This is a genomic window from Nocardia higoensis NBRC 100133 (assembly GCF_000308595.1).
Classification (GTDB): Bacteria; Actinomycetota; Actinomycetes; order Mycobacteriales; family Mycobacteriaceae; genus Nocardia; species Nocardia higoensis.
This window is the reverse complement of the sequence record NZ_BAGA01000074.1, coordinates 50,844-63,681: the sequence shown is the minus strand read 5'-3', so window position 1 is coordinate 63,681 and position 12,838 is coordinate 50,844. Positions and strand designations below refer to the sequence as shown.

Sequence of the window (12,838 nt, the reverse complement as noted above, 5' to 3'; positions counted from 1 at the left end):
GCCGCCGCGTCAGGGCTTGCGCCCCACCCCGCCCCAGGCCGAGGCGGGGCGGATGCCCTGCTCGGCGTCGTCGGTGCGCCAGAAATTGATCGGCACCACGCCCGGTTCGACGATCTGCAATCCGTCGAACAGACCACGGATCTGCTCGGCGGTGCGCGGAGTGTACGGCGCACCACCGGTTTTCGTGTAGTTCGCGCACATCCGGACGTAGTCGCGGTCGTCGGTGCTGCCGTCGTAGAGCGCGAGGTAGCTGCCGGAGGCCAGCGGCGCCATGATCGCCCGCGCCGCGCGCTGCGCGTCGGAGTAGCTGTCGGCGTGCCCGAGAACGCCGATGAACAGCACCGCGACGGGCTCGTCGAAGTTCAGCACGGCGCGGGCGGCATCGATCAGCGGCCCGGGATCGTTGAAATCGGCTTCGGCATAGGTGGTCGTGCCCTCGGGCGTGGAGTTCACCAGCAACGCCCTGGCGTGAGCGAGCACCAGCGGATCGTTGTCGGCATAGACGACCTTGGCATCGGGCGCGGCGGCCTGCGCCACCTCGTGGGTGTTCTGCATGGTGGGCAGCCCGGTGCCGATATCGAGGAACTGCCGTACCCCGGCCTCGGCGGCGAGCCAGCGCACCGTGCGGATCAGGAACTGCCGGGATTGCACTGCCATCGTCCGGATCTCGGGATAACTGACGACCCCGGCCTCCCCGGCCTGCCGATCCACCTCGTAATAGTCACGGCCACCCAGCCAGTAATTCCAGATGCGCGCCGAGGTCGGTACGTCGGTGCGAACGGGGCGGGGTTGGTCGATCATGCAGAACTCCTGAATACAGATAATCCGGCGATATCGTGCGGACTGTACAACTGATCGAGGTTGCCACGGCAGAGTCTTCGGTCATCGTCCCGACAGCAGGGCCATCGCCGCGTTGTGGCCGCCGAGCCCGCTCACCCCGCCGCCGCGGACCGCCCCCGCGCCACAGATCAGCACGTTGGCGATATCGGTGGCCACGCCCCAACGGTGCGCCGCGTCGCCCATTTCGCCTTCCTGCCAGGGGAATCGGAGGTCCCCGTGGAAGATGTGCCCGCCGGGCAGACCCAGATCGCGCTCCAGATCCACCGGCGTCCTGACCTCGAGGCACGGCTTGCCCTCGGCGTCGACGGCGAGGCAGTCGGCCAGCGGTTCGCCGAGCACGGCATCGAGCCCGGCCAGGGCCGCGTCCAGCGCCGCGGTACGCGCCCCTTCGGGGTCGCCGCGGAAAAGCCTTGCCGGAGTGTGCAAGCCGAAAAGAGTGAGGGTGTGCATGCCGGAGTCGGCGGCCGCGCCGGAAAGGATCGAGCGATCGGTCAGTGTGTGGCAATACAATTCGGACGGAATCACCTCGGGCAGTATCCCGGCGTTTGCCTGCCGATAGGCCTGCTCGAGCCCGCTGTAGGACTCGGCGACGTGAAAGGTACCGGCGAAGGCGTCGCGTGGATCGACCCGCGGATCACGTAGTCGCGGCAACCGGCGCAGCACCATGTTCACTTTGAGCTGAGCACCCTCCGGCTCGTCGCGCGCCTGCCTGCCGAGCAGTCGATCCAGTTCGCGGGGCGCGGCGTTGACCAGCACATGGCGAGCACCCACGGTACCGCCTTCCCAGCCGACGTCGGCCGTGCGCCCGTCACTGCCGATGGCGGTCACCTCCGCGCTCGTGATCAGCTCCGCGCCCGCTGCTCGCGCGGCGTCGGCCAGCGCGTCGGTCAGCGCGCCCATGCCACCCACCGGCACGTTCCAGTCGCCGGTGCCGCCGCCGATGACGTGGTAGAGGAAGCAGCGATTCTGTCGCAACGACGGGTCGGCGCCGTGGCTGAAGGTGCCGATCAGCGCGTCGGTGAAGACGACGCCGCGGACGGTGTCGTCGGCGAAGGTACCGGTGACGACCTCGCCGAGCGGACGCTCGAAGATCGCTTCCCAGGTCGCCTCGTCGTCGATCAGGCGGCGTAGTTCGGCGCGGGTCGGCAGCGGTTCGGTCATCGTCGCGAAGACCCGCTCGGCCAGCCGGGTGGTGGTCACCGAGAAACGTTGCCACGCTTCGTAATCCCGGTCCGAACCGGTGAGCCGCCGAAAGCTCGCCCTGGTGCGCTCAGGTGCGGCGGTGTCGACGAGCAGGCCGGCCTCGCCGACCGGGGTGTAGGAGGAGATCCGCCGGGGCCGGAGCCGGAAACGCAGCCCGAGGTCCTCGACGATGCGGCGCGGCAGCAGGCTCACCAGGTACGAGTAGCGCGACAGGCGCGCGTCCACGCCGGGGAAGGGACGTTGCGACACCGCCGCCCCGCCAGTGTGGTCGAGCCGCTCGAGCACCAGTACCGAACGTCCGGCCCGCGCCAGGTAAGCGGCCGCGACCAGGCCGTTGTGCCCGCCGCCGACCACGACGACGTCATAGAAATCCCGCGCCGGTCTCATCGGAACTGGATATCACGCCCCGGTGACATCCGCGCCGAGGGACACGGGCCCGCAGCGGCCGAGACCGACCGGTTCAGCCGCCGATGACCGCGCAGCCGACGCCCACGGGCTCGCCGTAACCGACCGGCAGATCCACATACCAGGAGACCGCCGGATCCGAGGACTGCGCCACGCTGATCCGGTGCAGTCCCGGCGTGGCCGGGATCCAGGTCAGCAGGGCGACGCCACCGGTGGGCGCGACCGTCGCCAGCGGCGTCCCGTCGTCGTAGAAGTGCACCGGGGCGACCGGGTCGGTGACGAAGGCCTGGATGGTGGCGGTGCAGTCGGTGCCGTAGTTGGTCGCCATGCCGAAACTCAGATTCGGCAGCGCCTCGACACCGGTGACCGTCGCCGACGCCGATGGCGCCGCGCCCAGCGACAGCCCCGCGGCGCACGCGCACACCGCCGCCAACCGGGTGCCCCGGCGGCCGGACGTAGAAGAGTTCGGCGAGGGGGCGTTCTCGGACGTCGTCGTCATCGGGATCCCTTCGGCGAGCTGTCAGGGTGTCCACGATCCTAGGGCGGCGACGTGACGCGGACGGCCGTTTCGGTGATCTCGCGTCACGCCCGCTACCGCGTGGCGTCCACCGTCAGTCGACCATCACCGAGATGTGCTCGGCCACGCATGCCGGTTTCGGCGCCTCCTCGACCTGCACGGTCACCCGGGTACGCACCCGGGCGCCGGCCGCGCTGCGCTCCACCGACAGCAGCTCGATCCCGGCCCGCAGCCTGCTGCCGACCAGGACGGAGGAGGGGAATCGCACCTTGTCCTGACCGTAGTTGATGCCCATCTTCAGGCCGTCGACGCGAAAGACCTGCTTGCTCAGCACCGGCAACAGCGACAGCGTCAGGAAGCCGTGCGCGATCGGTCCGCCGAAGGGCCCCTGCGCCGCGCGCTCGGGGTCGACGTGGATCCACTGGTGATCGCCGGTCGCCTCGGCGAACAGATTCACCTTCTCCTGTGTCACGGTGTACCAGTCGCTGTACCCGAGATGCTCGCCGACCGCCTTCTCCAAGTCGGCGATCCCGTCGAAAACCCGCATAGCTCATATCCTTCAGTCGGTGGACCAGCCAGCGACGTACACTACCGGTCCAGGCTGCGGCACCGTTTCCTTTTGGGACACGTATCGATCTGTGTACTGTTCGAGGATGACCCTTTCCGCTTCCCCCACCGGTGGCGCCCGCTCCCCCGGCCGTCCCGCGTCGGCGACCCGCGAGCAGGTCATCGCCCTCACCCGCCGCGCCTTCCTGGCGGGCGAACGCGTCGATGTGCAATCCATCGCAGCCGAACTGGGCCTCAGTCGCGCCTCGGTCTACCGCTGGTTCGGCTCGCGCGAGGGGCTGCTCGGCGCGATGCTGGTGCAGGAGTACAACCAGATGATCGCCAAGGCCGACGCCAAGTGCCGGGCCGAGGGCGCGCACCGCATCGTCGAGGTACTCAGCCGGGTCGCCCGCTGGGAGACGGTCAACGAGCCGTTCCGGCGCTACTTCGAGAACGAGCCGCGCTCGGGCCTGCGCATCCTCACCGCCAGCGACGGCCCGGTGCAGCCGCACGCGGTCACCGCGGTCGGCGCGCTGCTCGCCCGCGTCGAACGCGAAGACGGATTCCCTCTGCCGCTGGCGCGCGACCTGCTCGCCTACACCTTGGTGCGCATCGGCGAGGCGTTCCTCTACACCGACACCGCGGCGGGCCTCCGCAACGATGTCGACCGCCTGCGCGAGGTGTACTCCGTGCTCCTCGGCATCGCGCCGCACCGCGCCGATCAGGACGCCCCGGAACCGAACTGATCGGACAGCCGGTCATCGCGCATCACCCCCGGTCGCGTGGCGGACCGCCTGGTCAGTTCACGACGAGCACGATCAGCCGCGAGTCCGCGGACGCCTCGTCGTCCGGCCCGGCGGGACCGCCGAACAGCGTGATGGACCGGCGCGGATCGAGCCGGTCGACGACCTCCGGCAGTGAGGGGCCGATCTGTTCGGCACGCACCAGGCACACGTGCAACGCCGTCTCGGCCCTCGTGGTCTTGCGCAGCTGCCCGGGACCACCGTCGAAGACCAGTGCCCCCGAGTCCGCGACCGCACCCGCGCAGACCGTCACCACCGCGCCGATGCCGTCGTAATCGCCCGCCGCCGCCATCGGGCTGTCGGTGACGACCCGGCGTCCCCCGACCGCCCACGCCCCGAGCAGCTTGCCGGGCAAGCCGTCGGGAACGAGCACACCGGTCACTCCCGCGATCTCCAGCACCTCCCGGAGCGCGGCGGGCACCTCGTCCTCGGTGGCCTGCAGCCCCTGCGCGCCCACCCGGGACACCCGATCCAGGAATTCGCCGACCAGGCGCGTCCGGTCGGCCGGGTCCGCGAGAGCGTGCCGACCGGCGCGCGACACCGGAACCATCCGTTCGTCGTCGGGCAATTCGCTCAGCAGATCGCGGATCCGGCGCAGCAGATGCTCGTCGGAACTCATCACCTCACCGCCCGGGGTGCTCGGGATCCGCACCGGCGCTCGGCCATGTCTCACCTCACTGTGTCGGCGGCCCGCCCCCGGTGGCGCTGTCGTCCACGCACGCGGGCACCCGCCACCGGGGGCCGCCCGCACCGCGCAAAGTACCCGCCCGAACCGGACGTGGCAACCATGTGAATCCGGCGAGGACCGGCCTATCCTGCGGGTATGCGTGCGGGCGAGAAATCTTCCAGCGAAAATCGGGCAGGCACCCGGCCGCCGCCGCATTCGTCCCTCGCGGGCGAAGTGCCCGCGCACAGGCCCTACCGCACCGTGTCCGCGCTCGACGAGGCCCTCACCGACTGCCGCGCCTGTCCCCGCCTGGTCCAGTGGCGGGAACTCGTGGCGCGGACCAAGCGCGCCGCCTTCCAGGACGAGACCTACTGGGGCCGTCCGGTGCCCGGATTCGGCCCCGACGATTCGCGGATGCTCATCATCGGCCTGGCCCCCGCCGCGCACGGCGGCAACCGCACCGGCCGTATGTTCACCGGCGACCGCAGCGGCGACGTGCTCTTCGCGGCCCTGCACGCCGTCGGCCTGGCCACCCGGCCGGTCGCTCTGCGTGCCGACGACGACATGCGACTGCTCGGCGTGCGGATGACCGCACCGGTGCACTGCGCTCCCCCGGACAACAAGCCCACCGTCAGCGAACGCGACCGCTGCCGAGGCTGGCTCGAAGCCGAACTCGACCTGCTGGCGCCCACCGCCCGTTCGATCGTGGTGCTCGGCGCCTTCGGCTGGCAGGCCCTGCTCCCCGCGCTGGCGGGCGCGGGCTGGGCTGTGCCGCGCCCACGCCCGAAGTTCGGCCACGGCGCCAGGTTCCGGCTGGAGCCGGCGCGTCCCGACCGCGCCCCGCTCGAACTGTTCGGCTGCTACCACGTGAGCCAGCACAACACCTTCACCGGGCGGCTCACCCCGGCGATGCTCCAGGACGTCCTCGCCCGGGCAGCCACCGCGGCCGGACTGGACGCGGGGAGCCCGCAGTGAGGGAGAATCCCGCGGGTCCGGCGGCGTGGAGCGGATTTGCGGAGTGCCACGACCGGTATCGTGAGCTCGTGCTGACACTCGCGTTGGTCCCAGCATGAGCGGTTTCACCCGGCTGCTTCGCCCCGCCCTGCTGGCCGCCGCGGCCTCACCGCGGGTCGAGCGGACGGTGACCTCGATGCGGGCAACCCGGACACTGGTGGACCGTTTCGTCGCGGGCACCGCCGAGGCCGACGCGCTCTCGGCCACCACCGCGCTGCTGAACTCCGGTCGCTGGGTCACCATCGACCACCTCGGCGAATACACCACCGATCGCGCCCAGGCCCGCGACAACGTCGAGCACTATCAGCGACTGATCGCGGCGCTGGCCGAACTGCCCGCCGCGCGGCACCCGGGCAACGTTCGCCCGCTGGAAGTCTCGATGAAGATGTCGGCGCTCGGACAGGCGCTGCCCGGCGACGGCGAACGGATCGCCCTCGACCACGCCCGCGAGATCTGTGCGAGCGCCACCGATGCGGGCATAGCGGTCACCGTCGACGCCGAGGACCACACCACCACCGATTCCACGCTCGCCATCGTGCGCGAGCTACGCGCCGAATTCCCCTCGGTGGGCACGGTGTTGCAGGCCTATCTCAAACGCACCGAGGCCGATTGCCGCGAATTCGCCGGTCCCGGTTCGCGAATCCGGTTGTGCAAGGGCGCATATCGCGAGCCCGCGTCCGTCGCTTTCCAGCGCCCGTCCGAGGTCGATGATTCCTATCTGCGCTGCCTGCGGGTGCTGATGAGCGGCAGCGGTTACCCGATGGTCGCCACCCACGATCCGGCGATGATCGCCGCGGCCGGTTCGTATGCCGAGGAATCCCAGCGCGGGCGGACGGATTTCGAATTCCAGATGCTCTACGGCATCCGCGATGCCGAGCAGTCGCGATTGGTCACGGCCGGTCACCGGATGCGGGTGTACGTCCCCTACGGCGATCGGTGGTACGGATACTTCATGCGCAGGCTGGCCGAACGGCCCGCCAATCTCGCCTTCTTCCTGCGCGCGCTCACCAGCCGCGAACGGACCTGAGCCCACCGCCGCGAACGGCCGGCGCGCCGCGATTCGAACGCGACGCACCGGCCGTGCGGAACGGCTGTCAGACCGGCGCTTCGACGCGGTGGAACAGGTATTCCACCAGCGTGATCAGCGATTGCAGACAGGTCCCCCGATGCCGGGCATCGAGACTCGTCAGCGGAGTGTCCGGCGAGAGGTCGAGCGCGTCACGCACTTCCTCCAGCGGGTAGGGGCGGGCGTCGTCGAACTGGTTGACCGCCACCGAGTAGGGCACTCCCCGTTCCTCGAGCACCGACAACACCTCGTCGGACTTCTCGATACGCCGGGTGTCGACCAGCACCAGTGCGCCGAGCGCACCGCGCGCCAGTTCCTCCCACAGCGGCACGAACCGCTGCTGGCCCGGTGTACCGAACAGGTACAACGCCAGGGTCGGATTCAGGGTGATACGCCCGAAATCCATCGCCACGGTGGTCTGCGTCTTGCCCGGCAGACCGGCCATGTCGTCGACGCCGATGCTGGCCTCGGTGATCGTTTCCTCGGTGCGCAGCGGCCGGATCTCGGAGATGCTGTTCACAAAGGTGGTCTTGCCGACACCGAAGTTGCCTGCCACCAGCAGTTTTACCGATCGGGTCACCGTCTCCGGCACATATTCGACCACACGATCAGGCCGGGAGAGCCCGGAGACCATTGAGTACCTCCTCCAACAGGGAGATCTCCGGCAACAGTTCCGCCGGAGTGGGAGTGCTGAGATTGCCGCCGTCGAGCAGATCGGACACCACGATCTTCACCACGGACGGCGGCATGTCCAGGTATGCGGCCAATTCCGCGATGGACAGGGCGCCGCGGCGACTACACAGACTCATCACCCTGCGGACGTCGGGACTCGCACCGGTGGGCGGGTCGGACGCTGCCACGACCAGGGTCACCAGATCCAGGTCGCGGGTGGGTCGGGAACGACCGCCCGTGCGCACGTAAGCCCGAACGAGGTCGGGGTCGCGGCGGTGCCTGCTCATGACAGGTCGCTGTCCGGCCTCTGCCGCGGCAGGCTACCGAGCTCGTGGCCGACCCGGCCCGCCAGCTCGTTCATCCGATGCGCGACCAAGCTGACATCGATGTCGTTGGTGGTCGAGACCCCTAGCAGGGTGCTCTCCCCGGCGGCGGTGATGAAGATCATCCCGTCGTCGTACTCGGTCATGTTCTGGCGCACACCGCTTTCCGGGCCGCCGCAGAACTCGCCGAGCGCCTTGCCCAGCGAACGCAGCCCGGAGGCCGCCGCCGCGAAACGCTCGGCATCGTCGCGGACGATGCCCGACGAGTGCGCGATACGCAGTCCGTCGTCGGAGAGCAGGACAGCGAAACGCACCCCGGGAATGCTCAGATCCTCGAGTAACCACCCCAATTTGTTGCTGCTGTCGCTAACGGCAGTATTCGTCGAGCCCATCAAGGTGTCGTCCCTTCCGTGTGGTCGGTCGCTGCTGCGCGACCGCTCTTGGAACCGGCATGCCAGGCCGCTGCGATATCCGGTCGTCCCGGTGTCCCCTCGGCATCGGACCGGCGCGGCCGCGCACCGGTCACAGGTGCTGCGACGGTCCTGCGCCGCCGCTTGGGCAGCCCGCCTTGAGTGATCTCATGCACGGCGAACTGCTTCTCCTCCCCTTGGTCCGAACGTGGCGCCGCGACGACCGCGACCGGTTCACGCTCCGGCGCCGCCTGCTCGATCACCTCGCGGATCGGTTCGTCGGCCTCGGCCGCATCACCCGGCTTGCGCGGCTGCAGCAGCGCCTCGGGGATGTAGACCATGGCACGCATACCGCCGTAGGCGTTCGGGCCGTCGATGTACACGGTGAACCCGTAGCGTCGCGCCAGGGCCGCGATGCCGGGGAAGCCGACCTTGGGCGAAGGCCCGAGCTGGTGGACGTCGACGGAGCGCTCGCCCGCCAGCACCTGCCTGGCCTCTTCCATCTGCTCGGCGTTCATCCGCACGCCCGCGTCGTCGACGATGATCGTGACGCCGTGATGGCCTTCCTGGAAGGTCACGTCCACGAACGAGGTCGGCGGCGAGTAGCGCAGACCGTTGTCCAGCAGCGTCGCCATGGTGTGCACCAGCGGCTCGACCGCGCGGCTGATGACGACGCGATCGGACTGGTTGGCCCGCACCCGCAGGTAGTCGCGAACCCGGCCGGTGGCGCCGCCGACGATGTCGGTGAGCACCTGGGCGGGCCAGCGCCTGCCGGGCAGACCGCCACAGACGATCACGTAGGACTGGGCCTGCCGGATCATCTGCTGCACGGTGTGATCGATATGGGTCAGCGTGGCGTAGACGTCGTCGCCGCGGTGCTGGCGCAGCGCCATACTGACCACCTGGCTGACATCAGCGCCCAGACTGACCACCGCGGTGCCGAACGAGCGCACCGCGCCGTTGGTGGCCTCGCGGGCGGTCGACCGCACCGCGGCCTCCGCCTCGGCCACGGCCTGTCTGGTTCGGGTCTCGGCCTCGGCGGTGACCCGCTCGGTCGTCTCGACCTGCACCAGGCGCAGGCCGTCGGCGTACCGCTCACCGGCCCAGTTCAGCACCTGCGCGAAACGCGAATCCTGCAGCTCCACAGGAACTTCGATGCTCACGCTCGGCGTCTCCCGACGTCGCACCGCGTCGGTGATCGACGGAACGGTCTGCGAGGCGAAACGCTCCAGCGCCTCGTCACGCGCGTTCTGCTCACGAGTGAGCTCCGCGACGCGAGCGCGTTCCTTGCGGATCGCGATCGAGGCGTACACGGCCACCGCCAGGACCAGGACGGGGGCCAGAATCCACGGAAGTAATACGGCGATATCCAAATTCATCAGTTCTCTCGTCATGAACGGCTACGAGCCTGCACCCGGAAACAGCACGTCACGGTCCCCGTGTCGACCCCCAGTCTGCGACCACAGAACTCGTTGCGCCTTTCCTCGGGATTTTCCGACCTGTTGTACTCGATCGGTTCGGTTTCCTGCCGAAAGGTGGCCGTTTCCGAGCGGCACAGCCGGTCCGAGGCGGCATATGAGGCTCACCGCTCACCTCACAATGCCTGTGGGACAGGCGATCCGGAACGCACGATCACCGTCCGGACGCAGCATCCGATCGAACCGGAACCCGACGACGCGCCCACATTAGCAGCATTACGGCAAGGTCTCGACGTAACCTGGTGACGGGCAGGCGAATTACGCCCGTGCGCGACGCCCGTCGGCGGAAAACGGCAGCTCTACGCGTTGCCCGGCGTCTGCACCCCCAGACGCGGGCACTCTCACACGCCCGCGACACGCCGCGCGCACGCCCCGACGTCCCCGCGCAGCCCGCCGCCAGCAACCTACTCGGCGGTAACGGAAAGACGATTTGCGCTTCCGGATTTTCGGTGAATCACGCGCATTGCGGACAAAAAAGACCTGCCCGCCCGGTCTCCCGGGCGGGCAGGTCTTCGAGGGGCCGGCGTGATCTGCCGGTGATCGTCAGCTCTGCTGCTGCACGGCCTCGATCTCGAGGGTCAGCGTGATCTTGTCGCCGATCACCACGCCGCCGTCGGGCAGCGGCATGTCGATATCGAGACCGAACTCACGGCGGCTGATGGTGGTGGACGCTTCGAAACCGGCCACCGGGCCGTTGCCCATTCCCGGGTTCACGCCGAGGAATTCGACATTCAGCGAAACCGCCTTGGGCTTGCCCAGGATGGTGAGCTCGCCGTCGACCACGAAATCCTCGCCGTCGACCCGGAAGCCGGTGGAGCGGAAGGTCATCTCCGGGAAGTCCTCGGCATGGAAGAAGTCCGCCGAGCGCAGGTGCGCGTCGCGCTGCTCGTTGTCGGTGGTGAGCGAGTTCACCCGGATGGCGGCTTCGGCCGAGGCCGAGCCGTCCTCGCCGACGACGAGCTTGCCGTCGAAATCGCTGAAGCGGCCGCGCACCTTGCTCACCATCAGGTGACGGACGGCGAAGCCGACGGTGGAGTGGGTCGGGTCGATGACCCAGGTACCCGCGGTGAGGCCCTTGGCGGTCGAGTTGGTCATAGCTGTTTCCTCCTGTGTGAGTTCGATCTGCGGTGGGATATCGGTGGTCGAAGAGATAGGGGTGGCCGGCGGAGACGTCCGGATCACGGACGCGCCGCCGCGGTTTCGGTCCGTGCCGCCAGCCGCGAGGCGTGTGTCGGCGCGTCGGGCACGTGCGCCGGTCGCCCGGCCGCGAACTCCTTGCGCAGCACCGGCACGACGTATTCGCCGAGCAGATCCAATTGTTCGAGAACCGTCTTCAGCGGCAGGCCGGCGTGATCCATCAGGAACAGCTGACGCTGGTAGTCACCGAAGGTTTCGCGGAAGGTGAGCGTCTTGTCGATCACCTGCTGCGGGCTGCCGACGGTCAGCGGGGTCTGCTCGGTGAACTCCTCTAGCGAGGGCCCGTGGCCGTAGACCGGGGCGTTGTCGAAGTAGGGCCGGAACTCGCGCACGGCGTCCTGGGAGTTCCGCCGCATGAACACCTGACCGCCGAGCCCGACGATCGCCTGATCGGCCGAGCCGTGGCCGTGGTGCTCGTAGCGCTGCCGGTACAACTCGATCAGCCGCTGGAAGTGCTCCTTGGGCCAGAAGATGTTGTTGGCGAAGAAGCCGTCACCGTAGAACGCGGCTTGTTCGGCGATCTCCGGGCTGCGGATCGAGCCGTGCCAGACGAACGGCGGCACGCCGTCGAGCGGCCGCGGGGTCGAGGTGAACGATTGCAGCGGCGTACGGAACCGGCCTTCCCAGTTCACCACGTCCTCGCGCCAGAGCCGGTGCAGCAGGTGGTAGTTCTCGACGGCCAGCGGGATGCCGTTGCGGATGTCCTGGCCGAACCATGGATAGACCGGCCCGGTGTTGCCGCGGCCGAGCATCAGGTCGACGCGACCGTCGGCCAGGTGCTGCAGCATCGCGAAGTCCTCGGCGATCTTCACCGGGTCGTTGGTGGTGATCAGCGTGGTCGCGGTGGACAACTGGATGCGCTCGGTGGTGCCCGCGATGTAGCCGAGCATGGTGGTCGGCGAGGACGGCACGAACGGCGGGTTGTGATGCTCACCGGTGGCGAAGACGTCCAGACCCACCTCCTCGGCTTTCTGCGCGATCCGAACCATGGCCTTGATCCGCTCGCCCTCGCTGGGGGTCCGACCCGTCGTCGGGTCGGTCGTGACATCTCCGACGGAGAAGATTCCGAACTGCACGAGGACTCCTCGGGCTTGTTGGTTGACTTGGCAACCATATCAACCGAAGGGGTGTCCCGTCTATTCCGCCGGTACGAGCGCGTGTTCCGGCGGCACGGATGGATACCATGCGCGCATGGCAAAACTGAAGGTCGCCGTCGACGTTCCGGTGGCCCCCCACCGGGCCTGGGAACACACCTCCGACCTGGCAGAACTGGGCACCTGGCTGACCATGCACGAAGGCTGGCGCGGCGCGGTGCCCGCCGAATTGACGCCGGGGACGACGCTCGTCGGGGTGGCCACGGTGAAGGGCCTGCGCAATCGCGTCACCTGGACGGTGCAGACCGCCGAGCCCCCGAGCCGACTCGTCCTGCACGGCTCGGGCAAGGGCGGGACCCGATTCAGCCTCGGACTGCTCGTCGCGGCGAAGGGCAGCGGCTCGGAGGTGACCGTCGATCTCGAACTCGGCGGCGCGCCACTGTTCGGCCCGATCGGCTCCGGCGTGGCCAAGGCGATTCGCGGGGACATCGAGCGCTCGCTGGGCAATTTCGTCGCTCGCTACGGAGCGTGAGCAGGCCGCCTCACGCAGCGTGGGCAACCCGGCACCGAGGCCCGGAAAAGACGATCGCCGGCCACGGCGCG

General features: G+C 69.0%; 15 protein-coding genes. 4 read left to right on the top strand and 11 right to left on the bottom strand.

Annotated features, from left to right (window positions below; genetic code table 11):
• Positions 1 to 9 precede the first annotated feature (9 nt).
• The 4 genes from ON26_RS11850 to ON26_RS11835 form a co-directional block, all read right to left on the bottom strand.
• Positions 10 to 801 (bottom strand): SAM-dependent methyltransferase, encoded by a 792-nt coding sequence (locus ON26_RS11850; protein ID WP_040796124.1) that lies wholly within the window; start codon positions 799 to 801, stop codon positions 10 to 12.
• Positions 802 to 882: 81 nt separating this feature from the next.
• Positions 883 to 2,430, bottom strand: coding sequence for a phytoene desaturase family protein (locus ON26_RS11845; RefSeq protein ID WP_040796123.1), 1,548 nt, complete (start codon positions 2,428 to 2,430; stop codon positions 883 to 885).
• A 73-nt stretch (positions 2,431 to 2,503) separates the two neighbouring features.
• Entirely contained in the window at positions 2,504 to 2,947 is a 444-nt protein-coding gene (locus ON26_RS11840; RefSeq protein ID WP_157171872.1) for a hypothetical protein, read from the bottom strand.
• 112 nt (positions 2,948 to 3,059) lie between these two features.
• On the bottom strand, positions 3,060 to 3,512 hold the full coding sequence (locus tag ON26_RS11835; RefSeq protein ID WP_040796121.1) for a MaoC family dehydratase: 453 nt from the start codon (positions 3,510 to 3,512) through the stop codon (positions 3,060 to 3,062).
• A 106-nt stretch (positions 3,513 to 3,618) separates the two neighbouring features.
• Here ON26_RS11835 and ON26_RS11830 point away from each other — a divergent pair, with 106 nt between their 5' ends.
• Positions 3,619 to 4,257: a TetR/AcrR family transcriptional regulator gene (locus ON26_RS11830; RefSeq protein ID WP_051026969.1), complete on the top strand. Its 639-nt coding sequence runs from the start codon at positions 3,619 to 3,621 to the stop codon at positions 4,255 to 4,257.
• Positions 4,258 to 4,309: 52 nt separating this feature from the next.
• On the opposite strand, the gene ON26_RS11825 is transcribed toward ON26_RS11830, so the two are convergent.
• Positions 4,310 to 4,933, bottom strand: coding sequence for a hypothetical protein (locus ON26_RS11825; RefSeq protein ID WP_157171871.1), 624 nt, complete (start codon positions 4,931 to 4,933; stop codon positions 4,310 to 4,312).
• Between the two features lie 204 nt (positions 4,934 to 5,137).
• Between ON26_RS11825 and ON26_RS11820 the strand changes: the two genes are divergently transcribed.
• Positions 5,138 to 5,956, top strand: a complete 819-nt coding sequence (locus tag ON26_RS11820; RefSeq protein WP_083884023.1) for a uracil-DNA glycosylase — start codon at positions 5,138 to 5,140, stop codon at positions 5,954 to 5,956.
• A gap of 94 nt (positions 5,957 to 6,050) precedes the next feature.
• The gene (locus tag ON26_RS11815; RefSeq protein ID WP_040796119.1) at positions 6,051 to 7,022 is read left to right on the top strand and encodes a proline dehydrogenase family protein; all 972 of its coding nucleotides are present in this window, start codon (positions 6,051 to 6,053) and stop codon (positions 7,020 to 7,022) included.
• 67 nt (positions 7,023 to 7,089) lie between these two features.
• Here the strand turns inward: ON26_RS11815 and ON26_RS11810 are convergent, their stop codons facing one another.
• From ON26_RS11810 to ON26_RS11785, 6 genes are all read right to left on the bottom strand, one after another.
• Positions 7,090 to 7,695, bottom strand: coding sequence for a GTP-binding protein (locus ON26_RS11810; RefSeq protein ID WP_040796118.1), 606 nt, complete (start codon positions 7,693 to 7,695; stop codon positions 7,090 to 7,092).
• The gene (locus tag ON26_RS11805) at positions 7,670 to 8,020 is read right to left on the bottom strand and encodes a DUF742 domain-containing protein (protein WP_040796117.1); all 351 of its coding nucleotides are present in this window, start codon (positions 8,018 to 8,020) and stop codon (positions 7,670 to 7,672) included. Before ON26_RS11805 ends, ON26_RS11810 begins: the two co-directional genes overlap by 26 nt.
• The gene (locus tag ON26_RS11800; protein ID WP_040796116.1) at positions 8,017 to 8,448 is read right to left on the bottom strand and encodes a roadblock/LC7 domain-containing protein; all 432 of its coding nucleotides are present in this window, start codon (positions 8,446 to 8,448) and stop codon (positions 8,017 to 8,019) included. Before ON26_RS11800 ends, ON26_RS11805 begins: the two co-directional genes overlap by 4 nt.
• Positions 8,448 to 9,845: an ATP-binding protein gene (locus ON26_RS11795; RefSeq protein WP_040796115.1), complete on the bottom strand. Its 1,398-nt coding sequence runs from the start codon at positions 9,843 to 9,845 to the stop codon at positions 8,448 to 8,450. Before ON26_RS11795 ends, ON26_RS11800 begins: the two co-directional genes overlap by 1 nt.
• 642 nt (positions 9,846 to 10,487) lie before the next feature.
• On the bottom strand, positions 10,488 to 11,039 hold the full coding sequence (locus ON26_RS11790) for a YceI family protein (protein WP_040796114.1): 552 nt from the start codon (positions 11,037 to 11,039) through the stop codon (positions 10,488 to 10,490).
• Positions 11,040 to 11,122: 83 nt separating this feature from the next.
• Complete coding sequence (locus tag ON26_RS11785; protein ID WP_040796113.1) at positions 11,123 to 12,217, bottom strand: LLM class flavin-dependent oxidoreductase; 1,095 nt, start codon at positions 12,215 to 12,217, stop codon at positions 11,123 to 11,125.
• A 115-nt stretch (positions 12,218 to 12,332) separates the two neighbouring features.
• On the opposite strand from ON26_RS11785, the gene ON26_RS11780 reads away from it, so the two are divergent.
• Positions 12,333 to 12,767, top strand: a complete 435-nt coding sequence (locus tag ON26_RS11780) for a type II toxin-antitoxin system Rv0910 family toxin (RefSeq protein ID WP_040796112.1) — start codon at positions 12,333 to 12,335, stop codon at positions 12,765 to 12,767.
• Positions 12,768 to 12,838 lie beyond the last annotated feature (71 nt).